The 21,669-nt window shown below is 60.0% G+C and carries 23 protein-coding genes and 1 riboswitch; of the genes, 19 read left to right on the top strand and 4 right to left on the bottom strand.

Going from position 1 to position 21,669, the window contains the following annotated elements:
- Positions 1-5: 5 nt before the first annotated feature.
- Genes cobT through WMO17_RS02805 form a run of 9 tightly spaced genes read left to right on the top strand, consistent with a single transcriptional unit; the run spans position 6 to position 7,422 of the window.
- Positions 6-1,070, top strand: a complete 1,065-nt coding sequence (gene cobT / locus WMO17_RS02765; protein ID WP_349137437.1) for a nicotinate-nucleotide--dimethylbenzimidazole phosphoribosyltransferase — start codon at positions 6-8, stop codon at positions 1,068-1,070.
- Positions 1,064-1,585 (top strand): bifunctional adenosylcobinamide kinase/adenosylcobinamide-phosphate guanylyltransferase, encoded by a 522-nt coding sequence (locus WMO17_RS02770; protein WP_154256023.1) that lies wholly within the window; start codon positions 1,064-1,066, stop codon positions 1,583-1,585. Before cobT ends, WMO17_RS02770 begins: the two co-directional genes overlap by 7 nt.
- Complete coding sequence (locus WMO17_RS02775) at positions 1,582-2,334, top strand: adenosylcobinamide-GDP ribazoletransferase (protein ID WP_097775034.1); 753 nt, start codon at positions 1,582-1,584, stop codon at positions 2,332-2,334. The genes WMO17_RS02770 and WMO17_RS02775 overlap by 4 nt, the downstream gene beginning before the upstream one ends.
- The gene (locus tag WMO17_RS02780; protein WP_005943245.1) at positions 2,331-2,651 is read left to right on the top strand and encodes a bifunctional adenosylcobinamide kinase/adenosylcobinamide-phosphate guanylyltransferase; all 321 of its coding nucleotides are present in this window, start codon (positions 2,331-2,333) and stop codon (positions 2,649-2,651) included. Before WMO17_RS02775 ends, WMO17_RS02780 begins: the two co-directional genes overlap by 4 nt.
- Positions 2,645-3,244 (top strand): histidine phosphatase family protein, encoded by a 600-nt coding sequence (locus WMO17_RS02785; protein ID WP_349137438.1) that lies wholly within the window; start codon positions 2,645-2,647, stop codon positions 3,242-3,244. The genes WMO17_RS02780 and WMO17_RS02785 overlap by 7 nt, the downstream gene beginning before the upstream one ends.
- A complete protein-coding gene (cbiB, locus tag WMO17_RS02790; RefSeq protein ID WP_349137439.1) occupies positions 3,241-4,194 on the top strand; it encodes an adenosylcobinamide-phosphate synthase CbiB in 954 nt (317 codons plus the stop codon). The genes WMO17_RS02785 and cbiB overlap by 4 nt, the downstream gene beginning before the upstream one ends.
- The gene (locus tag WMO17_RS02795) at positions 4,191-5,258 is read left to right on the top strand and encodes a pyridoxal phosphate-dependent aminotransferase (RefSeq protein ID WP_349137440.1); all 1,068 of its coding nucleotides are present in this window, start codon (positions 4,191-4,193) and stop codon (positions 5,256-5,258) included. Before cbiB ends, WMO17_RS02795 begins: the two co-directional genes overlap by 4 nt.
- The gene (locus tag WMO17_RS02800) at positions 5,255-6,751 is read left to right on the top strand and encodes a cobyric acid synthase (RefSeq protein ID WP_349137441.1); all 1,497 of its coding nucleotides are present in this window, start codon (positions 5,255-5,257) and stop codon (positions 6,749-6,751) included. Before WMO17_RS02795 ends, WMO17_RS02800 begins: the two co-directional genes overlap by 4 nt.
- A complete protein-coding gene (locus tag WMO17_RS02805) occupies positions 6,748-7,422 on the top strand; it encodes a precorrin-8X methylmutase (protein ID WP_005943225.1) in 675 nt (224 codons plus the stop codon). The genes WMO17_RS02800 and WMO17_RS02805 overlap by 4 nt, the downstream gene beginning before the upstream one ends.
- Before the next feature lie 162 nt (positions 7,423-7,584).
- Here the strand turns inward: WMO17_RS02805 and WMO17_RS02810 are convergent, their stop codons facing one another.
- A complete protein-coding gene (locus WMO17_RS02810) occupies positions 7,585-7,821 on the bottom strand; it encodes a hypothetical protein (protein ID WP_349137442.1) in 237 nt (78 codons plus the stop codon).
- Between the two features lie 165 nt (positions 7,822-7,986).
- Positions 7,987-8,094, top strand: a riboswitch (TPP riboswitch).
- 291 nt (positions 8,095-8,385) lie between these two features.
- On the opposite strand from WMO17_RS02810, the gene thiW reads away from it, so the two are divergent.
- The 6 genes from thiW to WMO17_RS02840 all read left to right on the top strand — a co-directional run bounded on the left by thiW (position 8,386) and on the right by WMO17_RS02840 (position 13,997).
- Positions 8,386-8,901 carry an energy coupling factor transporter S component ThiW gene (thiW, locus tag WMO17_RS02815; RefSeq protein WP_118528981.1) on the top strand — a complete coding sequence of 172 codons (516 nt, stop codon included), beginning with the start codon at positions 8,386-8,388 and terminating at the stop codon, positions 8,899-8,901.
- A gap of 15 nt (positions 8,902-8,916) precedes the next feature.
- On the top strand, positions 8,917-9,738 hold the full coding sequence (gene thiM / locus WMO17_RS02820) for a hydroxyethylthiazole kinase (protein WP_294648101.1): 822 nt from the start codon (positions 8,917-8,919) through the stop codon (positions 9,736-9,738).
- The gene (thiE, locus tag WMO17_RS02825; RefSeq protein WP_097775043.1) at positions 9,725-10,360 is read left to right on the top strand and encodes a thiamine phosphate synthase; all 636 of its coding nucleotides are present in this window, start codon (positions 9,725-9,727) and stop codon (positions 10,358-10,360) included. Before thiM ends, thiE begins: the two co-directional genes overlap by 14 nt.
- A gap of 202 nt (positions 10,361-10,562) precedes the next feature.
- Positions 10,563-11,873: a phosphomethylpyrimidine synthase ThiC gene (gene thiC, locus WMO17_RS02830; protein WP_044953845.1), complete on the top strand. Its 1,311-nt coding sequence runs from the start codon at positions 10,563-10,565 to the stop codon at positions 11,871-11,873.
- Positions 11,874-12,240: 367 nt separating this feature from the next.
- Positions 12,241-12,378 carry a hypothetical protein gene (locus WMO17_RS02835; protein ID WP_165852596.1) on the top strand — a complete coding sequence of 46 codons (138 nt, stop codon included), beginning with the start codon at positions 12,241-12,243 and terminating at the stop codon, positions 12,376-12,378.
- 233 nt (positions 12,379-12,611) lie between these two features.
- A complete protein-coding gene (locus WMO17_RS02840) occupies positions 12,612-13,997 on the top strand; it encodes an alanine/glycine:cation symporter family protein (RefSeq protein WP_005943194.1) in 1,386 nt (461 codons plus the stop codon).
- 52 nt (positions 13,998-14,049) lie between these two features.
- On the opposite strand, the gene brnQ is transcribed toward WMO17_RS02840, so the two are convergent.
- Complete coding sequence (brnQ, locus tag WMO17_RS02845; protein WP_294648092.1) at positions 14,050-15,330, bottom strand: branched-chain amino acid transport system II carrier protein; 1,281 nt, start codon at positions 15,328-15,330, stop codon at positions 14,050-14,052.
- A gap of 239 nt (positions 15,331-15,569) precedes the next feature.
- Here brnQ and WMO17_RS02850 point away from each other — a divergent pair, with 239 nt between their 5' ends.
- Both WMO17_RS02850 and WMO17_RS02855 read left to right on the top strand, forming a co-directional pair.
- A complete protein-coding gene (locus tag WMO17_RS02850; protein WP_207698390.1) occupies positions 15,570-16,337 on the top strand; it encodes an ABC transporter permease in 768 nt (255 codons plus the stop codon).
- The gene (locus tag WMO17_RS02855; protein ID WP_349137443.1) at positions 16,331-16,906 is read left to right on the top strand and encodes an ATP-binding cassette domain-containing protein; all 576 of its coding nucleotides are present in this window, start codon (positions 16,331-16,333) and stop codon (positions 16,904-16,906) included. The genes WMO17_RS02850 and WMO17_RS02855 overlap by 7 nt, the downstream gene beginning before the upstream one ends.
- 112 nt (positions 16,907-17,018) lie before the next feature.
- Here the strand turns inward: WMO17_RS02855 and WMO17_RS02860 are convergent, their stop codons facing one another.
- The gene (locus tag WMO17_RS02860) at positions 17,019-17,777 is read right to left on the bottom strand and encodes a M23 family metallopeptidase (protein ID WP_165852915.1); all 759 of its coding nucleotides are present in this window, start codon (positions 17,775-17,777) and stop codon (positions 17,019-17,021) included.
- 275 nt (positions 17,778-18,052) lie between these two features.
- Entirely contained in the window at positions 18,053-18,763 is a 711-nt protein-coding gene (locus WMO17_RS02865) for a Bax inhibitor-1/YccA family protein (RefSeq protein ID WP_349137444.1), read from the bottom strand.
- A 111-nt stretch (positions 18,764-18,874) separates the two neighbouring features.
- Between WMO17_RS02865 and hemW the strand changes: the two genes are divergently transcribed.
- Both hemW and WMO17_RS02875 read left to right on the top strand, forming a co-directional pair.
- A complete protein-coding gene (gene hemW, locus WMO17_RS02870) occupies positions 18,875-19,957 on the top strand; it encodes a radical SAM family heme chaperone HemW (protein WP_349137445.1) in 1,083 nt (360 codons plus the stop codon).
- A gap of 86 nt (positions 19,958-20,043) precedes the next feature.
- Positions 20,044-21,336, top strand: coding sequence for a BaiN/RdsA family NAD(P)/FAD-dependent oxidoreductase (locus WMO17_RS02875; protein WP_207698387.1), 1,293 nt, complete (start codon positions 20,044-20,046; stop codon positions 21,334-21,336).
- Positions 21,337-21,669: the final 333 nt, after the last annotated feature.

The raw sequence follows: 21,669 nt of genomic DNA on the forward strand, positions 1-21,669 counted from the left end.
CCAAAATGACCGAAACGGAACTGAATGCACTTTTGGCGGGTATCACCCCTGCCAACGAAGCTGCCCGCGCGGCGGCACACGCCCACTGGGCCAGCCTTGCAAAGCCTCTGGGCGGGTTGGGCCGGCTGGAGAACATGCTGGAGGATGCCGCCGCCCTTACCGGCAGTGCGGAGCTTGATCTTTCCCGCCGGGTGGTGGTGGTGCTCTGCGCGGATAACGGCGTGGTGGCGCAGGGCGTGAGCCAGACCGGGCAGGAAGTGACCCGTGCCGTGGCCGAAAACCTTGCTATGCGGCGCACCAGTGTGTGCCAGATGGCCCGCACGGCCCACTGCGATGTTCTGCCCGTGGATATGGGCATGGCAGGCGAACCGGTGCCCGGCGTGCGCAGCTGCCGCATTGCCGCAGGCACGGCGGATTTTACCCAAGGCCCTGCCATGAGCCGGGCCGAGGCCGTGCAGGCCGTTGGGGAGGGCATTGCCCTTGCCCGGGAACTGGCAGAGGATGGCTACAGGCTCATCGCCACCGGTGAAATGGGCATTGGCAATACCACCACTTCCAGCGCGGTGGCGGCAGTGCTGCTGGGCCAGCCCGTGGAGCTTATGACCGGGCGCGGTGCGGGCCTCTCGGACGAAGGGCTTGCCCGCAAGGTGGATGCCATCTGCCGCGGCATCCTTTGCAATGAGCCGGACCCGGAAGACACATTGGATGTTCTTGCAAAGCTTGGCGGCTTTGATATCGCGGGCCTGTGCGGTGTGTTTCTGGGCGGTGCACTGGCCGGTGTGCCGGTGCTGGCAGATGGCTTTATCAGCGGGGTGGCCGCGCTGTGCGCCGTGCGGCTGTGTCCGGCGGCGGCAAAGGCTGTGTTTGCAAGCCACTGCTCGGCAGAGCCTGCCGCGCGCATCGTGCTGGAAGCACTGGGCAAGGCACCCATCATTACGGCGGGGCTGCATCTGGGCGAGGGCACCGGCGCGGTGGCCAGCATCCCGCTGTGGGATATGGCGCTGGCCGTATACGGCGGGTGCTACTCCTTTGCGGAGGGCGGCATTGCGCCGTATACGCCCCAATGCTGACGCTGGTTCTGGGCGGTGCAGCCAGCGGCAAAAGTGAATACGCCGAGAGCCTTGTGCTGAAAACCACCGGCCCGCGCTACTATCTTGCCACCATGCAGGTGTGGGATGCCGAGTGTGCCGCCCGGGTAGAAAAGCACCGCAAAATGCGGGCCGCAAAGCAGTTTGAAACGGTGGAGTGCCCCTTGCATCTGGACAATGTGCGCCTGCCTGCGCGGGGCACCGCCTTGCTGGAAGACCTTGGCAACCTTGCCGCCAACGAGCTGTACGACCCGGCGGGAGCAGGGGAAAACGCGGCCAAAGCCATCCTGCACGGGCTGGAAAGCCTTGCAGCCCAGTGCGAAAACCTCATCGTTGTTTCCAACGAGGTGTTCAGCGGCGGGGCCGACTATGCCGGTGACACAGGCCGCTATCTGCTGGCACTGGCGCAGGTAAACAATGCCTTTGCCGCCCGGGCAGATGCGGTGGTGCGGGTGGTATGCGGCATCCCCGTGTACTATAAAGGAGTGGAAAAATGATCGTTTTGCAGACCATTGCGGTGGCCTTTGCCATGTTTTCGGCCATCCCGGTGCCGCAGTTCGACTGGAACGAAAAAAATATGCGCTACGCCATGTGCGCCTTCCCGCTCATTGGTGTCGTTATTGGTGCGGCGTGGTGTGTGTGTGGCGCGTTGCCCCTGCCGGGCCTTGCCAAGGCGGCAGGCTTTGCGCTGATCCCGGTATGGATCACCGGCGGCATCCATCTGGACGGCTATGCCGACACCTGCGATGCCCTTTCCAGCTACGGCGACCGAGAAAAGAAGCTGGAAATATTAAAAGACCCCCACTGCGGTGCCTTTGCGGTCATCCGACTGTGCAGCTATTTTCTGGCCTATTTTGCCCTGTGCACCTGTGTGAGTTTTACACCCCGCGTGGGTGTGCTGTGGGTTCTGGCACTGGTGCTGGAACGGGCGCTTTCGGGCCTTGCGGTGGCATCGTTCCCCATGGCAAAAAACACCGGTCTTGCACACACCTTTGCCACTGCAGCAGACAAAACTGTGGTGCGCCGGGTGCTGGCGGTGCTGGCCGCAGTGCTATGCGTGGGCATGGCGGCGCTGGGCGGCTGGGCGCTGGTGCTGGCAGCGCTGGTGGTGCTCTGGCGCTACCATGCCGTGAGTTGGAAGCAGTTCGGCGGCATCACCGGCGACCTTGCCGGGTGGTTTTTGCAAAAGGCCGAGCTCTGGATGCTGGCGGCGCTGTGTGCCTGCCAGTGGGGAGGGCTGCTATGATCTTTATTACCGGGCCGCTCTACAGCGGCAAGCGCACCTTTGCGCAAACACTTCCCGGCAAGCGTCTTTCGGACGTGCAGGTATTGGCTGCCGATGCCGCCGACCTGCCTGCCTTGGCAGACAAGCTTGCCCATGAATACGATATCCTCATCGCCACCGAGGTAGGCGGCGGTGTTGTGCCGATGGATGTCAAACAGCGCGCAGACCGCGAGGCGGCGGGCAGGCTTGCCTGCCTGCTGGCCGCACGGGCAGAGTGCGTGGTGCAGATGTTCTGCGGCATCCCCACGGTTTTGAAAGGAGAATTGTCTCAATGCTGATCTATCTTCTGCGTCATGGCCAGACGGAATACAACGCCCAGAAGCGTTATCAGGGCCAGCGCAACATCCCGCTCTCACCCGAAGGCGCTGCCCAGCTGCGCCGGGCAGATTTTGACCCCGATGTGGTCTATGTTTCCACCCTGCAGCGCACCAGCCAGACGGCGCGCATCCTGTTCCCGGAGGCAAAGCTTGTGCCGGTGGACGGCCTGAAAGAGATGTGCTTTGGCAGCTTTGAGGGCCGCAATTTCATCGAGATGGAAAAGGACCCCGAGTATCAGGCATGGGTGAAGGCCAACTGCGAAAGCCCCTGCCCGGATGGAGAGCGCAAGACGGATTTTTCAGACCGCATCTGCCGCACCGTGGCAGAGCTGATCGATAAAGCTCTTGCCGCAGGCGAAGAACGGCTGGTCATTCTGGCCCACGGCGGCACCCAGATGGCCGCCATGGAGCGGTTTGCCGTCCCCCACAGGGACTATTACGCATGGTGCGGACCCAACGCGGGCGGCTTTGTTCTGGATGCAAAGGACTGGACGGAAAAGCATCTGCTGTATCTCGTGAAGACCGTCCAGTACACAAAGGAGAGCAGGGCATGATCCTTCAGGCAGTTGTCGGCAGTTTTGTGCTGGACGCGCTCTTCGGCGACCCGGCGTGGCTGCCGCACCCGGTGGTGCTTATGGGCAGATGCATCTCCCGGCTGGAAAAATTCCTGCGCGCTCGCCTGCCCGGCACCCCGCAGGGCGAGCTGCTGGGCGGTGCCGTGACGGCGTTCTGCCTGCCGGTGGGCACCTTTCTGGTCACGAGCCTTGTGTGTCTGGCGGCGGCAAAGCTCAGCCCGTGGCTGGGCCTTGCGGTGCAGATGTTCTGGTGCGGGCAGGCGCTGGCGGCAAGGGGCCTTGCGCAGGAGAGCAGGAATGTGTACGCTCAGCTTATTAAAAACGACCTGCCCGCCGCTCGCAAAGCCGTGAGCCGCATCGTGGGCCGCGACACCCAGAACCTGACCGCAGAGGGTGTGACCAAAGCTGCGGTGGAAACGGTGGCCGAAAATGCCAGCGACGGCGTCATTGCGCCGCTGCTGTATATGCTCATCGGCGGGGCACCGCTGGCGCTGACCTACAAGGCCATCAACACCATGGACAGCATGCTGGGCTACAAGAACGAAAAGTACCTTTATTTTGGCCGCGCAGCCGCGAAGCTGGACGACCTTGCCAACTACATCCCCAGCCGCCTTGCCGCCCTTTTGTGGGTGGCCGCTGCGGCCTTTACCGGCAACGATGCCAAGGGCGCATGGCGCATCTGGCGGCGGGACCGGCACAACCACGCCAGCCCCAACAGCGCCCAGACCGAAAGCGCCTGCGCCGGTGCACTGGGCGTGCAGCTGGCCGGCCCGGCTTACTATTTTGGCGAATATTACCCCAAGCCCACCATCGGTGATGCCCTGCGCCCCATTGAACCGCAGGACATCCTGCGCGCCAACCGCATGATGTATGTGGCAAGCGGCTTTGCGCTGGCATGGGGTGCAGCAATACGGGGGTTCCTTGCATGAAACAATTGACCCATGGCGGCGACTGGGCGGGCTACCGCGCCGAGTTTGGCCGCGACCCGCTGGATTTTTCGGCTAATGTCAGCCCGCTGGGCCTGCCGGAAGGGGTGGCAAAGGCCATTACGGCAGTGCTTGCCACGGCCGACCGCTACCCCGACCCGCTGTGCCGGGCCCTGCGTGAAAAGCTGGCTGTGGCTGAGGGTGTGCCCGCCGAATGGCTGCTGTGCGGCAACGGCGCGGCAGACCTCATCTTCCGGCTGGCGCTGGCTGCAAAGCCCCGCACTGCACTGGTAACGGCCCCCACTTTTGCCGAGTATGCCACCGCCCTTGAAACGGAAGGCTGCACGGTGGAACGGCATTTTTTGCGGGAAGAAAACGATTTTGCGGTGACGAAAGATCTCCTGAACGCGGTGCACCCGGGTACAAATATGGTGTTCCTCTGTCAGCCCAACAACCCCACCGGTCAGCTGGCAGAGCCTGCCCTTGTGGAAGCGCTGCTACGCAGATGCGAAGCCGTGGGTGCGGTGCTGGCCGTGGACGAATGCTTTCTGGATTTTCTGCCGGAGGGCGAAGGCCTTTCGGCAAAGCATCTGCTGAAAAACAGCAAAAAACTGATTATTTTAAAAGCCTTCACCAAGCTTTACGGCATGGCAGGCGTGCGTCTGGGCTATTGCCTGTGCTCTGATACAGAGCTGCTTGCCCGGATGCGGGCAGCGGGCCAGCCGTGGGCGGTTTCCAGTCTGGCACAGGCGGCGGGCATCGCTGCGCTGGACGAGACGGAATATGTGGCGAAGGTGCGTGCATTGATCGAAGCACAGCGGCCTGTGCTGGCAGACGGCCTGCGGGCGCTGGGCCTGCGGGTGATCGAGGGCCGGGCTAACTATCTGCTGTTCCGCGCGCCGGAAGCGCTGGGCGAAGCGCTGCGCCGCAAGGGTGCGGTACTGCGCAGCTGCGGCAATTATCCGGGCCTTGATGCCAGCTGGTACCGCACCGCTGTGCGCACAGAAAACGAGAACCGGCAGCTGCTTGCGCTGCTGGCCGAGACCCTGCCGGAGGTGGCGCAATGAGCAAGGCAAAATGCATTATGGTGCAGGGCACCATGAGCGGTGCGGGCAAAAGCCTGCTGTGCGCGGCGCTGTGCCGCATCTTTGCGCAGGATGGCTACCGCGTGGCCCCTTTCAAAAGCCAGAACATGGCCCTGAACAGCTTTGTCACTCGCAACGGTGCAGAGATGGGCCGTGCGCAGGTGGTGCAGGCACAGGCTGCAGGCGTGGAGCCGGATGTGCGCATGAACCCCATCCTGCTCAAGCCCAGCAGCGATGTGGGCAGTCAGGTGATCGTGAACGGCAAGGCCCGGGGCCAGATGTCTGCTGCCGCCTACTTTAAAATGAAGCGCAGCCTTATCCCGGACATTCTGGAAGCCTACAACAGCCTTGCCGCCGAGAACGACATCATCGTGATCGAAGGCGCGGGCAGCCCGGCAGAGATCAACCTGAAAGCCGACGATATCGTGAACATGGGCCTTGCAAAGCTGGTGGATGCGCCGGTGCTTCTGGCGGGCGATATCGACCGGGGCGGCGTATTCGCCCAGCTGTACGGCACTGTGGAGCTGCTGGAAGCCGACGAGCGTGCCCGCATCAGGGGCCTGATCATCAACAAGTTCCGGGGCGATGTGGAGATCCTGCGGCCCGGCCTTGCCATGCTGGAAGAAAAAACACACCTGCCCGTGCTGGGCGTAGTGCCGTACCTGCGGGTGGAGATCGAGGACGAGGATTCTCTCTCCGACCGGCTGGATACAAAAGCTGCGGTCAAGCCGCTGGATATCGCCATCCTGCGCCTGCCGCATGTGTCCAACTTCACCGACTTTATCCCGCTGGAACAGCACCCGCTGCTGGGCGTGCGGTATGTGCAGCGCACCCGCCAGCTGGGTGCACCGGATCTCGTCATCCTGCCCGGCACCAAGAACACCATGGACGACCTGCGCTGGCTGTGGGAAAGCGGACTGGAAGCGGCGGTGCTCAGGCTTTCGGCAGCCGGTACGCCGGTGCTGGGCGTGTGCGGCGGCTACCAGATGCTGGGCGAACAGCTCTGCGACCCGGCAGGGGAGGAGAGCGGTACCCCCTGCACCCTGCGGGGCCTTGGCCTGCTGCCCACCACGACGGTGTTCGGCACCGAAAAGCACCTGACCCAGACCGCAGCCTGTGTGACCACAGAACCCTTTGCAGGCGCAAAGCTGACGGGCTACGAGATCCACGCAGGCCGCACCGAGGTGTGGGGCAGTGCGTTCTGCATCCTTGCAGACGGCACGCCGGAGGGCTGTGTGCAGGACAGTGTATTCGGTACCTACCTGCACGGCCTGTTCGACACCGGCGAACTGACCGAAAAACTGACCGCATTTTTGTGCAAACGGAAGGGCATCGATCCGGCCGGGGCCGAGCTTATCCCCATGGAGCAGTACCGTCAGCAGCAGCTTGATCTGCTTGCCGATGGTGTGCGTGCGGCACTGGATATGCCCGCCATCTATGCCGCTATGGGAATGCAAAAAGGAGACAACACATGACACCGCAGCATCATCTGCCCGCCGACATTGAACGGACGAGCATCTCCATTATCACAAGGGAATTGGACGAGCTGGGCCTGACCCCGCCGCCGGAGACGGCTGCGGTGGTCAAGCGGGTCATCCACACCACCGCGGATTTCGACTATGCCAAAAATCTGCGCTTTACACCCGGCGCGGTGGAAGCCGCAGTCAAGGCCCTGCACGCGGGTGCTTTCATCGTTACCGACACCAATATGGCGCTGGCGGGCATCACAAAGCCGGGCCTGAAAAAACTGAACGGTGAAGCCATCTGCTACATGGCAGACCCCGCTGTGGCCGAAGCCGCAAAGCAGGCGGGCACCACCCGTGCCGTTGCCGCCATGCACCGCGCTGCCCGGGAGCACCCGGGGGCCATTCTGGCCATTGGCAATGCGCCCACGGCCCTTTTGACCATTGCGGAGGAAATGGAAGCCGGTCTGCGGCCTGCGCTGGTCATTGGCGTGCCGGTGGGGTTTGTGAATGTGGTGGAAAGCAAGGAAGTACTGTTTGCCGCCTGCGAGCGATACGGCGTGCCTGCCATCGCCGCCATGGGCCGCAAGGGCGGCAGCAATGTGGCTGCAGCCATCTGCAACGCCCTCATTTACTCTGCCACCGAAATGCTGGACCCCTCTGCCAGAGGGTGGAACGGATAAGGCGGAAACGGCATAACATCAAAAACCCGGAACCCTTTTTGAGCCGTTTTGGCCGAGAAAAGGTTCCGGGTTTTGTTCATGATTTTTTCAGAGAGCTATTTTGCAACAGCCCCATTTTCACGGAAAAGGTCCGAACCGAGCACGGCATCCACACTGCCGGCATCAGGCTGCGGGGAATGTCTTGTTCCACACTTCGATCACCTTGAACTTCGGGGTCCAGCCTTCGGGTTCAAAGCGGTCGCCCTTGGCAGCCATGGTGCCCTGCTCGGTGCACCACTGTGCGGCCTTGGCCATATCAGGGTCGGTCACATCCGCAAAGGCGGGTGCGCACACGCTCAGCACCATGCACAGCGCCACGAGGGCCGAAAGCAGCCTTTGGGTCAGGGTCGTCTGCTTCATACGGAATTCCTCCTTTTTGCTTACGGGGGGGGTATGCGTCCACCTTGAAAATACCATATTTCACCTTCTTTTGCAATAAAACCTGCGTGAAAAACGTTTTGCACCGTTGTGCGCGCCTTTGCCCCCTCTTGCAATTTGTGCGCAAAGGGTGTAAAATACAGTCACAATCAAATACAGGGGAGCTTGTAAAGCAGGCTGAGAGGAAGTGCCCAAACTTCGACCCTTTTACCTGATGCGGATAATGCCGCCGTAGGAAGTCAGAATGGATGATTTTTTGCAGGAGGCACCGCGGAAGGTGTCTCCTGTTTTTTTGTTGTGTACCTATTACCATTAAGGAGGATGCCTTGTACTTTTCTGCGGAAGTGCCGCAGCGGGCTGAGGGGGAGCGCCCTGAGCTTTGTGACCGTCAGCGATGGGAAGCCGTGTTCCGGCGTGAGAGGAGACCAGCAAGTCTCGACCGCTTCTTATAGTTCCTGCGCCGGGTCTGGCACCGGGTGCGGGCTGTTTGCGGAGGCGCTGTATGGTTTTTGCTGCTTCCGCAGGTTTGGAAAGGAGCCTTGCCTTATGAAAAAACTCTCTGTGAAAAAGCTGGCGCTGGCCGGCATGCTGTGCGCTCTGTGCGTGGTGGGCAGCGTATTCAGCTTCCCCATGTTCGGCAGCAAATGTGCACCCATCCAGCACATGGTCAATGTGACCTGCGCGGTGCTGCTTGGCCCGTGGTGGGGCGTGGGCGTGGCCTTTGTGGCCTCGCTGCTGCGCAATCTGCTGGGTCTGGGCAGCCTGATGGCCTTCCCCGGCAGCATGTTCGGCGCACTGCTGTGCGGCCTTGTGTACCATAAGACCAAAAACATCCTTGCCACCATGGTGGGCGAGGTGTTCGGCACCAGCATTCTGGGCGGCCTGTGCGCTTACCCGGTGGCCATCTTCCTCATGGGCAAGAGCGCCGGCGACATCGCGTTCTATGCCTACATCGTGCCGTTCCTCATCTCCACTGCAGTGGGTTCCATCATTGCGGGCGTGCTGGTGTACAGCCTGCAGCGCTCCGGCGCACTGCGCTCCATGCAGAACAGTCTTTCCTGACGGAGGGGCACCCGAATGTTCAAAACAGAATTCGAGAACCTGCGCCGCACCTGCCCGCTCATCCATAACATTACCAACTACGTCACCGTGAACGACTGCGCCAACATGGTGCTGGCCTGCGGTGCTTCGCCCATCATGGCCGACGATGCCGCCGAGGTGGAGGATATCACCACCATCTGCGGCGGTCTGAACATCAACATCGGCACCCTGAACAGCCGCACCATCACCAGCATGCTACTGGCGGGCAAAAAGGCAAACCAGCTGGGCCATCCTGTGGTGCTGGACCCGGTGGGTGCGGGTGCATCCCGCCTGCGCACCGACACGGCTTTCCGCCTGCTCAGGGACGTAAAGTTCACCGTGATCCGCGGCAACATCTCGGAGATCAAAACGCTGGCCTCCGGCGCGGGAACCACCAAGGGCGTGGATGCCGATGTGGCCGATAAAGTTACTGAGGCCAATCTGGATTCTGCCGTGGCCTTTGCCAAGGCCTTTGCAGCCCAGACGGGTGCCGTTATTGCCATTACCGGTGCCATCGACATCGTGGCGGATGCCGAAAAAGCCTACTGCATCCGCAACGGCAATGCTATGATGAGCAGCATCACCGGTACGGGCTGCCAGCTTTCGGCCCTGACGGCGGCGTTCGTCACCGCAAACCCCGGCCATCCGCTGGAAGCCGCTGCAGCTGCAGTGTGCGCCATGGGCCTTGCGGGCGAGACCGCCCACAAGCGCCTGACCCCGCTGGACGGCAACTCCACCTACCGCAATTATATCATCGATGCCATTTACAATATGACCCCGGATCAGCTGGAAGAAGGAGCAAACTATGAAGTGCGATAAGCAGAACATGCTTCTGTATGCCGTCACCGACCGCGCATGGGTGGGCAAACAGACCCTCTATGAACAGGTGGAGAGCGCCCTGAAGGGCGGTGTCACCTGTGTGCAGCTGCGTGAAAAAGAGCTGGACGACGAAGCTTTTCTGAAAGAGGCTGTGGAGATCCATGCTCTGTGCCAGCGCTACGGCGTGCCGTTCTTTGTGAACGACAATGTGGACATTGCCATCCGCTGCCACGCCGAGGGCGTGCATGTGGGGCAGGAGGATATGGCCGCAGCGCAGGTGCGCGCCCGTGTGGGCGAGGGTATGATGATCGGCGTTTCCGTCCACAGTGTGGAGGAAGCACGGGAAGCCGTCAAGCACGGCGCAGACTGCCTTGGCGTGGGCGCAGCCTTTGCCACCCACACCAAGACCGATGTGGATGTTCTGCCCCACGAGACCCTGAAGGCCATCTGTGATGCCGTGGACATCCCGGTGGTGGCCATTGGCGGCATCCACAAGGAGAACATCCTGCAGCTCAAGGGCACCGGTGTGGATGGCGTGGCCCTTGTGAGCGCCATCTTTGCAGCAGACGACATCGAGACCGAGTGCAAAGAGTTGAAAGCCCTGTCGGAGCAGATCATCTGACCGATCCCGCGGCAAACCGGGGACACCACCTTGGGCCGCGTTATAAAATTCATGGAGAAAACCAACATGAAAAGCGCATTTTGCGCAGGTGCCGGCATCCAGAACGTTCTGTTTTTTCTGAATGACGGCTGCCTTTCCCTACCCTTGTATGACCAGCACCCTGCTGTTCAGAGATAAACTGTCATTTGGAGGAACAGAGCGTATGCAGACTTATACCACTCAGATGGATGCTGCCCGCAAGGGCATCATCACGCCGCAGATGGAGATCGTGGCTAAAAAAGAGTATCGCACCACCGAGGAGATCCGCCAGTGGGTGGCCGAGGGCAAGGTAGCCATCCCCGCCAACAAGCACCACGAGTGTTTGAACCCCGAGGGTGTCGGCTCCATGCTGCGCACCAAGATCAACGTGAACCTTGGTGTCTCCCGCGACTGCAAGGACTACAACGTGGAGATGCAGAAGGTGATGAGCGCCGTCAACATGGGTGCCGAAGCCATTATGGATCTGTCCAGCCACGGCAACACCCAGCCCTTCCGCCAGAAGCTGACCCACGAGTGCCCGGTGATGATCGGCACCGTGCCGGTGTACGATTCGGTCATCCACTACCAGCGCGATCTGGCTGAGCTGACCGCACAGGACTTCATCGATGTGGTGCGCCTGCATGCAGAGGATGGTGTGGACTTTGTCACCCTGCACTGCGGCATCACCCGCAAGACCATCGAGCAGATCCGCAAGCACAAGCGCAAGATGAACATTGTCAGCCGCGGTGGCTCTCTGGTGTTTGCATGGATGAGCATGACCGGCAACGAGAACCCCTTCTACGAGCACTTTGACGAGATCTGCGAGATCTGCGCCGAGCACGATGTGACCATCTCGCTGGGCGATGCCTGCCGTCCCGGCTGTCTGGCTGACGCCACCGATGTGTGCCAGATCGAGGAGCTGGTGCGTCTGGGCGAGTTGACCAAGCGCGCATGGGCACACAACGTGCAGGTGATGGTGGAAGGCCCCGGCCATGTGCCCCTGAATCAGGTGGCTGCCAACATGGAGGTGCAGAAGAGCATCTGCATGGGCGCACCCTTCTATGTGCTGGGACCCCTCGTCACCGATATCGCCCCCGGTTACGACCACATCACCGCTGCCATCGGCGGCGCTGTGGCTGCAGCCAGCGGTGCAGCTTTCCTGTGCTATGTGACCCCCGCCGAGCATCTGGCTCTGCCCAATGTGGACGATGTGAAGCAGGGCATCGTGGCCTCCAAGATCGCTGCCCACGCCGCCGATATCGCCAAGGGCATCCCCCACGCCCGGGACATCGACGATAAGATGGGCGATGCCCGCCGTGTGCTGGACTGGGATGCACAGTTCGCCTGCGCACTGGACCCGGAGACCGCAAAGGCCATCCGCGATGCCCGCCTGCCGGAGGACGACCACAGCGACACCTGCAGCATGTGCGGCAAGTTCTGTGCTGTGCGCAGCATGAACAAGGCGCTGGCCGGTGAGTACATCGACATTCTGTAAAAATCTTCTGTTTTGCGCGCAGCAGCGTGCATCTTCCTCCGCCGCCCGGTATGACCGCCGGGCGGCTTTTGTGTTGTAATTCCAAAAAGATTGTGTTAAAATAACAATAAGGCGCTGATTGCAAAATTGGTGGTCATGCTTTCTATCCCGTATCGCTGGTTTTTCTATTTCTACATAGAACAAGCAGAGGTCCGGGAGGAAACTTTTTTGAAAGTACCCTGCCCGGAGCCTTGAAGGCGAAGAGCAACGGCAACGACCGCCGCCAGTGGCGGAAACAGGGAGTTGCTGTTGGGGCCGCGGCCTGCAAGATGCGAGTGCCGCCCAAGGCACGAAGCAGATGCAGGGAGCCGCAACCCGGATATATCGAATGAATCTGCTGGAGACTCTCGCATTGCTCACGTTCATTCTCGCGTTGTTGAGCTTGGTCGTGGATGTGATCCGTCTGACCGTTGAGGTCATGGCAAAGTTTTCCCAGATGAAAAGCGATGATAACAAAAAAGATTGACCGCCTCACAGTTCCCCAACTCGAGCGGTCAATCTTTTTGACTAACGGGATGGAAAGCTGACCTTTGCAGTCAGCGCCCCTTCTGTTTGTAGTATAATCGAAGCTATGTGATTTGTCAAGTTATCCTGTTCCATCGATTATTTCTATCAATATTTTAGATTTTACAATTCTTCTGTACTGTACTATAATGAAGTTATCGTCTTCATTCCATTGATCTACAGGAGGAATCTGCCTTGCTGGTAAATCTTATCGAATCCGTCTATCGCCTGCTGTGGGGCGACCTGTTCACCATCCCGCTGGGCGGCGGCATCGGCATTTCCTTCATGGTGGTGCTGCTGTTCACGGCGGGCATCTGGTTCACCTGCCGCACCCGTCTTTTGCCGGTGCGGCTGTTCCGGGATATGATCGCCGCCGTGTGCGAGAAAAAGCAGGGCAGGGACGGCCTTTCCTCCTTCCAGACGCTGGTCATTTCCACCGCCACCCGCGTGGGCATGGGCAATCTGGTGGGCGTGGTGGCCGCTGTTTCTGCAGGCGGTGCCGGTGCGGTGTTCTGGATGTGGGTCACTGCCATTCTGGGTGCGTCCACCTCCTTTATCGAATCCACCCTTGCCCAGAAATACCGCCAGCCCGACCCGCTGTACGGCGGCTGGCGCGGCGGACCGGCCTACTATCTGCATGTGCTGGCGGAGCGCAGGCGCGGCAAAAAGCTCAAACGCTCTGTGGTAGCGGCGCTGTTTGCGGTGTCTGGCCTCATCTGCTGGTGCGGCATCAGTCAGGTGATCTCCAACTCGGTCAGTTCCGCGTTTGAAAATGCGTTCCATATTCCGCCGCTTACTACCACACTGGTGCTCACGGCCATTGCGGCGGTGATCGTGCTGCGCAAGAATGCCACCGTGAAAAGTCTGGACGTGATGGTGCCCATCATGGCGGTGTGCTATTTTGTCATCACCGTGGGCATCGTGCTGTTCAACCTGCCCAAGCTCCCGGCGGTGTTCGGGCGCATCTTTGCGGAAGCGTTCGGTCTGCGGCAGGCCGTGGCTGGCGGCTTTGGTGCTGTGCTGATGAACGGTGTCAAGCGCGGCCTGTTCTCCAACGAAGCGGGCAGCGGTTCGGCACCCTGTGCAGCTGCCGCCGCAGAGTGCGACGACCCGGTCAAGATGGGCTTTGTGCAGGCACTGGGCGTGCTGATCGATACGGTGGTGATCTGCAGCTGCACGGCCTTTTTGATGCTGCTGGTGCCGCAGGAGATCACAGAAGGACTTGCGGGCATGGACCTTTTGCAGACTGCCCTGCAGTACCATCTGGGCGGCTTTGGTGTCGTGTTCATTGCGGCCACGCTGGCGCTGTTCAGCTTTTCCACCTTTCTGGGCGTTTTGTACTATGCCCGCGGCAATGTGGCCTATCTGTGCGGCGACAACTGGTGGAGCCAGACCGTGTATAAGCTGATCGCGCTGGCCATGCTGGTGATCGGCGGTATGCAGGCCTACACGGTGGTGTGGGATCTGGGCGACGTTGGCATTGGCCTGATGACCATTTTCAACATGATAGCTTTGGTGCCCATGGCAAAGGAAGCGCTTGCCGCCCTGAACGACTACGAAAAACGCAAAAAACTGCAGTAAATAGCAAAGGCCCGGCTCCCTGTAACATGGGAACCGGGCCTTTCAGGTTATTTTATTGCAGATCAGATTTGTTTAAAAGCAGCCCGCCTGCAAGCCCGGCCAGCGCAGGCAGCACCCAGCCAAAGCCCATGCTGCCCAGCGGCAGAGCGTTGGCGGCGGCAGATACTGCCCCCAGCGGCAGCGCAGCGGCGATGCTCTGCAGGGCGGTCAGGCCCATGCACAGCGGATACACCGCCCGGTGCTTTTCAAGGCCCGGCATAAAGGAAAGCAGGATCAGCACGATGGCTGCGGGATAAATGGCGTTCAGCACTGGAGTGGACAGCCGGATGATGGCAGCAAGGCCGAGGTTCGATACCAGCATACTGGCCACAGCAAAAAAAGCGGCAAGGGCAGGGTAGGGGATGCGGGGCAGAAGCTGATGAAAATACTGACCCACGCAGGCGATCAGGCCCACGCAGGTGTTGAAGCATGCGATCACAAAAATGGCCGCAATGAGCACAAGGCCCGCCCGGCCGAACAGCTGCTGTGCCAGAGCGGTGAGCACCTCGGCACCGGTGGCAAGGCCCGGATACACCGTGCCGGTCTCGGCCCCGGCGTGGCCCAGCATGGCGTAGACCACCAGCAGCAGCCCGCCTGCAATAAAACCGGCCCGGATGGTGCCGCCCTCCACGGCACGGCTTTCTGTGACACCCCGGGCGCGGATGTTCAGGGCGATGACCGCGCCAAAATTCAGCCCGGCCAGCGTGTCCATGGTCTGGTAGCCGTACAGGATGCCCTGCACAGCGGGCAGGGCTGCGTACTCTGCGCTGGGTGTGCCGTAGTGTGCCGCCAGCGGATGGATGAGACACCCGGCAAACAGCACCACGATGAGCACGATCAGGCAGGGGCAGAGGATGCGGCCCAGCCAGTCGGTAAGCTTTTCCGGCCGCAGCGCCACCAGAAAGGCCGCTGCAAAAAACAGCACCGAGTAGGCCAGCTGCAGCCCGGTACCGCCGCCTATCAGCGGCACCAGCATCTGGAAGGAGGTACTGGCGGTGCGGGGGATGGCAAGGCAGGGCCCGATGGAAAGATACACCAGAATGGTGAACACCATGGCGAACACCGGATGCACCCGGCCGGCAAGCTTATCCAGACCGCCTGCCCGTGCCACAGCCACCACGCCCGCAATGGGCAGGCCGACGGCGCTGACGACAAGGCCCGCAAAGGCAGGCCAGAGGCTGGTACCGGCCTGTGCGCCCAGATGCGGCGGGAAGATCAGGTTCCCGGCTCCGAAAAACATGGAAAATAGCGTAAAACTGACCAAAAGCAGGCTTTTGCCGGAGAGCTTCTGCATAGGACAGACACCTCATTTCTTTCTTGCATCAAAGATGACAGAGATTTATACAGTTCAGTTTATCGTTTTATGCATTTCATGTCAAGAAAGAAAAACATGAAGAAAAGTAATGACAGGCATGATAAGCTCTTATGCATCATGATGCACGGGTCATTGGCGTTTGGAAAAAGATGTGGTATGATACTTATACGATCCGCAGAGCGGAGGCCATTTCAGACCGTCAGGAGCAGGAAAGAACCATGAACCAACATAAACAATTTTTTCAGCGGCTGGGCGCTGCAGCCTTCTGGCTGGCGGTGTGGCAGTGCGCCGCCATGGCGGTGGGACAGGAGGTGTTCCTTGTTTCGCCGGTGCAGGCGGTGCGCACTCTTTTGCAGCTTTTGCCGCAGGCAGAGTTCTGGCAGCGGGTGGGTTTCAGCTCCGGGCGCATTCTGCTGGGTTTTGGGCTGGGCGTGGCTGTAAGCATCGTGCTGGCTGTGGCCGCACAGGCGTGGCACACGGCAGATGTGCTGCTTGCTCCGGTGCTGCAGCTGGTCAAAGCCACGCCGGTGGCAAGCTTTATCATTCTGGCGCTGGTGTGGGTGCGGGGGGCATCGCTTTCGGTGCTCATCAGCTTTTTAATGGTGCTGCCCGTGCTGTACGGTGCGGTGCGCACCGGCATCCAGAGCGCAGACCCACAGCTGTTGGAGATGACGAAGGTGTTTCGCCTTCCGCTGGGCCGACGGCTGCGGGCGGTGTGGCTGCCTGCGGTGCTGCCGGCCTTCCGGCAGGGATGCAGCGTGGCCCTTGGCATCTGCTGGAAGAGCGGCGTTGCCGCTGAGGTGATCGGCCTGCCCAATGGCAGCATCGGCGATGCACTCTACCGAGCCAAGATTACCCTTTCCACCGGGGAGCTGTTCGCATGGACGTTTGTGATCATCCTGCTCAGCGCCGGGTTTGAAAAGCTGTTCCTGCTGCTTCTGGACTGCGTGACCCGCGCTGTGACCGGGGAGGTGCCGCAATGCTGACCATCGAGCATCTGACAAAACAGTTCGGGAAGAAAACGCTTTTCCGGGATCTCTGCCTCACGGTGGAAGGCCCGGCGGTGCTGTGGGCACCCAGCGGCTGGGGCAAGACCACATTGCTGCGCATCCTCATGGGGCTGGAAGAACCCACTTCTGGCATAGTACAGGGCGTTGGCCGGGTGGCAGCAGTGTTTCAGGAAGACCGGCTCTGCCCGCAGCTGACAGCTGTGCAGAACGTGACGCTGGTATTGCCCGGCAGTGCAGAACAATACAAAGAGCAAATCATAAAAGATTTTCAACAGTTTGGCATGGATGCTGCCGCATTGGCCCTGCCTGCCGCACGGCTTTCCGGCGGACAGAAGCGCCGCACGGCTCTGCTGCGGGCTTTGTGGGCCGCCAGCGATACGCTGCTGTTAGACGAACCCTTTACCGGCATGGACCCGGACACCCTTGCCGCTGCTGCGGCGCTGCTGCGGGAGCGCCGCGGAGAAAAGCCTGTCTTGCTGGCTACCCACGACCGCGAAGCCATCCGCCTTCTGGGCTGGCCGGTGGTTGAGCTGGAAAATGCCTGAGCCTGCATCGATCCTATAGAATGAAAAATCGGAAAGACCAGAACGGCCTTTCCGATTTTTTGCTGCTTGGAATATTTTACTGAAAAATACGCAGGGGATACGGCGAACTGCATCAGTTCAGCAGCTTTGCCGGGTCAAGGTACTGCTCACCCTGCAGTACTTCCAGATGGATGTGCGTCTCCTCGGCGCATTCGTTGGGAATGCTGCCTGCACGGCCAAGTATCTGGCCCACACTCACTTCATCGCCGGTCTGCACCGTGGGGTCGGCAGTGCCGCACACCCGCCACAGGTGCCCGGCGCTGTCCTCGATGCACACCACACTGCCCCAGCGGCTATCGGTGTCCACAGCGGTCACCTTACCGGCGGCGGGAGCACACACCTGTGCATCCTGCGCACAGGCGTAGTCCACACCGTTGTGGGTGCGCCAGTCGCCAAGGGTGCTGCTGTACACCAGCTCATCGCCGCTGTAGGCGTTCAAGACCCTGCCCGAGACGGGCTGCGTGGAGGCAGGCGCAGCTGAACTGCTGGCAGGCGAGGATGCGCCCTGCAGTGCGGAGGGTTCGTGCACCAAACCAGAGCCAGACTGCGCCCCAGAAGAGGACGCAGAGGATGCGGGCTTGGGTACATTTGCCGCAGATTCTGCGGCGTCGGTCACGGGCTGCTGCCATACATCGTCCTCCTGTGGGTCAAGGGTGAGCTGCGGCTCCGGTGCAGGTTCTTCCTGCGGGGTCGTCAGGTCGTCGTAGCTCTTTTTCAGTTCATCCCGCACGGTGCGCACTGCCCACACGCCCGCCGCTGCGGCTGCGACGAGACAGGCCAGCAGTGCCAGTGTAAAGCCCCTGCTGCGCAAAAACTTTTTGATCTGCTCCATTGTCGTTACTCCCATCTGCTGCATTGTGTACGCATTGCTTCTGGGCTTAGTGTGGGACAGCAGGGCAGGTTTTATGCATTCTTTTATTTAAATGCCCTCCGCGTTGCTCTGGGCATATTTAGAGGAAATGATATTTTGTAATATAGCAGCCGGAAAATGCATCTTCCCTCTGTGGCCTTCTGTGCTGATACCCAGAGTGAAGCGGAGGATATTCTAAATGATATTACCAAACAAAAAGGCCCTCCCTTTTCGGGAGAGCCTTTGCAGATCAAAAATCAGTTGCGGCGGCGGCTGTTCATGCCCAGCAGGCGCACAACATACAGGAAGATGTTGATGAAGTCCAGATACAACGTCAGTGCACCGTAAATGGAAGCCTTCTCGGCCAGCTCACCGTCATAGGCGTAGTAGGAGAACATCTGGCTCAGTTTCTGGGTGTCGTAGGCGGTCAGCAGCATGAACACCACCAGACCGACAGCGCTGTACAGCACCGTGGTAAGGAAGCTCATGCCGAACAGCATGCCCACAAAGCCGGTGATGATGAGCGCGAACAGGCCCATCATCAGCTTGGGACCCCAGCCGGACAGATCCTTGTGGGTAGTAGTGCCGTAGACCGCCATCAGGCCGAAGTACAGCGAGGTGGCAAGGAAGGCCAGAACCAGAGTGCCCAGATCAAATACCAGGAAGTAGTAGCTCAGCACCATGCCGTTGAGCAGTGCGTAGGCAAAGAATGTGGCTCTTGCACCGCCCACCGACATGTTCTGCACGCGGGAGCTGAGCACATACACCAGCACCAGCTCTGCGATGGTGAACACCAGATACAGCGAGTTGACAACGTACAGCAGCGGGGTAGCGGCTGTAACGAACGCCGCGGCAAAGGTGATGAGCAGGCCTACCGCCATCCAGCGATAGGTGCGGTTCATATAGTCAGCCGAGGTCATGGCAGGCTCCGTGTAGCCTCGATTGTAACCATTGTAATTGTAATCCATATGGGACTCCTCCAGTCTCTTTCTGCCGGAACACTTTTTCCTTGCTCCGGTCTACGGAATATAGTATACTGCATAGAAATGAACGTTTCATGAAAAAGGCTGTGATATTGTATGTCTCTTGGGCTTTATTTACACATACCCTACTGTTTTTCCAAATGCAGATACTGCGATTTCTATTCCCATCCCGGTGAGCGCGGCGTACCGGAAGCTTATGTGGATGCTCTTTTGCGGGAGCTTTCCCGCTTTGCGCCGGAAGCACCTCTGCAGCCGGACACCCTTTATTTTGGCGGCGGTACGCCCAGCCTGCTGCGCCCGGAGCAGGCAAAACGGCTGATCGATGCGGCCCGGCCGATGCCGGGGGCCGAGATCACACTGGAAGCAAACCCGGAGACGGTGACGGAAGAAAGCCTTGCAGGCTTCCGGGAGGCGGGCGTGAACCGCATCTCTTTCGGGGTGCAGTCTGCCCGGGATACCCAGCTGCGCACACTGGGCAGACCGCACACGGCAAAGCAGGCGCGGGCTGCATTTGCCGCCGCGCAGCGCGCAGGGTTTACGAACATCAGCGGCGACATCATGCTGGCACTGCCGCACTACACCGAAGCCGAGTTTGACGAAACGCTGGAACTGATCGAGGGTGGTGGGGCTACCCATATTTCGGCATATCTGCTGAAGATCGAGCCGGATTCGGCCTTTGGTAAACATCCGCCCGAAGGCCTGCCCACCGGCGATGAAGCCGCCGATTTTTACCTTTATGCAGTGGAACAGCTGGAACACCACGGCTACAAACAGTACGAGATCTCCAACTTTGCAAAGCCCGGCTATGAGGGCAGACACAACCTCATTTACTGGGACTGCGGCGACTATCTGGGCCTTGGCCCGGCGGCGCACTCCTGCATGGGCGGCAGACGGTTCTACTACCCGCCGGACACCGCCGCTTTCCTGAACGATGCCGCCGCCCCGGTGATGGACGGCAGCTGCGGCGCAGAGGACTACCTTATTTTACAGCTGCGCCTGCGCAAAGGCCTTTCGCTGGATGCATACAAAAAACTTTACGGGAAAGAATTTTCCACCGCACAGCTGGCCTTTGTGCAAAACTGCGTCCGGGCGGGCTATGCAAGCTTTGACGGCCGTACCCTTGCCCTGACCCCGGCGGGTCTCATCGTGCAGAACAGCATCCTTGCCCAGCTGTTGTAATTGGTAGAAATACGGCAGAACATTGCTTTTGTGTGTCGATTCTGGTATGATATACTCGTATTATTAGGCGATGGGAGAGAAAACGGATGGCGAAAGTATTGATCGTCGGCGCAGGCGCGGCAGGACTGATGGCGGCGGGTGCCGCCGTGCGGCAGGGGCATCAGGTGACGGTGCTGGAACACATGGATAAGCCCGGCCAGAAGATCCTTGTCACCGGCAAGGGCCGCTGCAATGTGACCAACGACTGCCCGGCAGAGGAGTTTCTGCGCCATGTGCGCACGAACCCGCGCTTTCTGTATTCGTCGCTGGGGGCCTTTCCACCGGCAAAGACCATGGAACTGTTCGAGGGCCTTGGCGTGGAGCTGAAGGTGGAGCGCGGCCGCCGGGTGTTTCCAGTATCGGACAAGGCCGAGGAGATCCGGCAGGCTCTTTTGCGCTATGCGCAGGATGCTGAACTCGTGCATGACGGCGCGAAAAAGCTGCTATTGGAAGAGGTAACACCGGAGCCGGAAGCAGCTCCCGCCGCACCGGAAAACCCGCGCCACCCCAAAAAGAAAAAGGCAGGCCCGGCACTGCGGTGCATCGGTGTGCGGGGCACCTCCGGCCGGGAGTACCGGGCGGATGCCGTGCTGGTGGCCACCGGCGGCGTGAGCTACCCCACCACCGGCTCTACCGGCGACGGCTACAAACTGGCCCAGCAGGCCGGGCACACCCTCATCGAGCCGGTGCCCAGTCTGGTCAGTCTTGTGAGCCATGACGCGGACTGCAAAAAGATGATGGGCTTGGCGCTGAAAAACGTCACCCTGACCCTGTTCGAGGACAGCAAGGCCATTTTTGACGAGCAGGGCGAAATGCTGTTCACTCATTTTGGCATCAGCGGCCCGCTGACTTTGAGCGCATCCAGCCATCTGGGCGACATGAAAAAACACAAGTATCATGCGGAGATCGACCTCAAGCCCGCTCTCAGCGAGGAGCAGCTTTATGACCGCATCACGCGGGATTTTGCCCTGCTGGCAAACCATGCGGCGCAGGGCGCGCTGGTAAAGCTTTTGCCGTCCAGTATGCAGCCGGTGATGGTGGCGCGCTGGGGCATCGACCCGGCTACCAAGGCAAACCAGATCACCCGGGAGCAGAAGAGGGAGCTGGTGCAGCTGATGAAGCACTGGCGGGTGTCCATTGATGCCCGGGGCGATCTGGCCCACGCGGTGATCACCAGCGGCGGCGTGTCCGTGCGGGAGGTGGACCCCAAAACCATGCAGAGCAAAAAGGCGCTGGGCCTTTACTTTGCAGGCGAAGTGCTGGATGTGGATGCCTATACCGGCGGCTACAACCTGCAGATCGCCTTCTGCACCGCACAGGCATTTGCAAATCATCTGTAATTACAGATAAAACAATTTTAAATGCCCTCCGCGCTGCTCTGGGCATATTTATAGGAATAGATTTTTTTGATTTGTATTTTGAAAACGACTGCGGTCGTTTTCAAAATACGTTTTCACAAAAAGGGTTGTTGCCGGGATAGTCTCACAGACCGCTGCGCAACTGTTCCTGAAGGGAACGAGCAGCAGATTCAGTTGGCCGTTGCGGCCCCGCTTGTGAAAAATCAAATCTGGAAAATCCGCAGATTTTCCAGATTTGTAAATATTTAAAATGATTTTCCGCTGAAGATGGCCACAGCGAATGCGGAGGCCATTTTAAATCGTTCAGTTTAAAAA

It is taken from the genome of Faecalibacterium faecis (genome assembly GCF_040096475.1).
Lineage (GTDB): Bacteria > Bacillota > Clostridia > Oscillospirales > Ruminococcaceae > Faecalibacterium > Faecalibacterium taiwanense.

What these genes read in the sequence shown, in the direction of transcription:
- cobT (WP_349137437.1), top strand. Translation starts at nt 6, where the DNA reads ATGACCGAAACGGAACTGAATGCACTTTTGGCGGGTATCACCCCTGCC.
- WMO17_RS02770 (WP_154256023.1), top strand. Translation starts at nt 1,064, where the DNA reads ATGCTGACGCTGGTTCTGGGCGGTGCAGCCAGCGGCAAAAGTGAATAC.
- WMO17_RS02775 (WP_097775034.1), top strand. Translation starts at nt 1,582, where the DNA reads ATGATCGTTTTGCAGACCATTGCGGTGGCCTTTGCCATGTTTTCGGCC.
- WMO17_RS02780 (WP_005943245.1), top strand. Translation starts at nt 2,331, where the DNA reads ATGATCTTTATTACCGGGCCGCTCTACAGCGGCAAGCGCACCTTTGCG.
- WMO17_RS02785 (WP_349137438.1), top strand. Translation starts at nt 2,645, where the DNA reads ATGCTGATCTATCTTCTGCGTCATGGCCAGACGGAATACAACGCCCAG.
- cbiB (WP_349137439.1), top strand. Translation starts at nt 3,241, where the DNA reads ATGATCCTTCAGGCAGTTGTCGGCAGTTTTGTGCTGGACGCGCTCTTC.
- WMO17_RS02795 (WP_349137440.1), top strand. Translation starts at nt 4,191, where the DNA reads ATGAAACAATTGACCCATGGCGGCGACTGGGCGGGCTACCGCGCCGAG.
- WMO17_RS02800 (WP_349137441.1), top strand. Translation starts at nt 5,255, where the DNA reads ATGAGCAAGGCAAAATGCATTATGGTGCAGGGCACCATGAGCGGTGCG.
- WMO17_RS02805 (WP_005943225.1), top strand. Translation starts at nt 6,748, where the DNA reads ATGACACCGCAGCATCATCTGCCCGCCGACATTGAACGGACGAGCATC.
- WMO17_RS02810 (WP_349137442.1), bottom strand. Translation starts at nt 7,821, where the DNA reads ATGAAGCAGACGACCCTGACCCAAAGGCTGCTTTCGGCCCTCGTGGCG.
- thiW (WP_118528981.1), top strand. Translation starts at nt 8,386, where the DNA reads ATGAAAAAACTCTCTGTGAAAAAGCTGGCGCTGGCCGGCATGCTGTGC.
- thiM (WP_294648101.1), top strand. Translation starts at nt 8,917, where the DNA reads ATGTTCAAAACAGAATTCGAGAACCTGCGCCGCACCTGCCCGCTCATC.
- thiE (WP_097775043.1), top strand. Translation starts at nt 9,725, where the DNA reads ATGAAGTGCGATAAGCAGAACATGCTTCTGTATGCCGTCACCGACCGC.
- thiC (WP_044953845.1), top strand. Translation starts at nt 10,563, where the DNA reads ATGCAGACTTATACCACTCAGATGGATGCTGCCCGCAAGGGCATCATC.
- WMO17_RS02835 (WP_165852596.1), top strand. Translation starts at nt 12,241, where the DNA reads ATGAATCTGCTGGAGACTCTCGCATTGCTCACGTTCATTCTCGCGTTG.
- brnQ (WP_294648092.1), bottom strand. Translation starts at nt 15,330, where the DNA reads ATGCAGAAGCTCTCCGGCAAAAGCCTGCTTTTGGTCAGTTTTACGCTA.
- WMO17_RS02850 (WP_207698390.1), top strand. Translation starts at nt 15,570, where the DNA reads ATGAACCAACATAAACAATTTTTTCAGCGGCTGGGCGCTGCAGCCTTC.
- WMO17_RS02855 (WP_349137443.1), top strand. Translation starts at nt 16,331, where the DNA reads ATGCTGACCATCGAGCATCTGACAAAACAGTTCGGGAAGAAAACGCTT.
- WMO17_RS02860 (WP_165852915.1), bottom strand. Translation starts at nt 17,777, where the DNA reads ATGGAGCAGATCAAAAAGTTTTTGCGCAGCAGGGGCTTTACACTGGCA.
- WMO17_RS02865 (WP_349137444.1), bottom strand. Translation starts at nt 18,763, where the DNA reads ATGGATTACAATTACAATGGTTACAATCGAGGCTACACGGAGCCTGCC.
- hemW (WP_349137445.1), top strand. Translation starts at nt 18,875, where the DNA reads ATGTCTCTTGGGCTTTATTTACACATACCCTACTGTTTTTCCAAATGC.
- WMO17_RS02875 (WP_207698387.1), top strand. Translation starts at nt 20,044, where the DNA reads ATGGCGAAAGTATTGATCGTCGGCGCAGGCGCGGCAGGACTGATGGCG.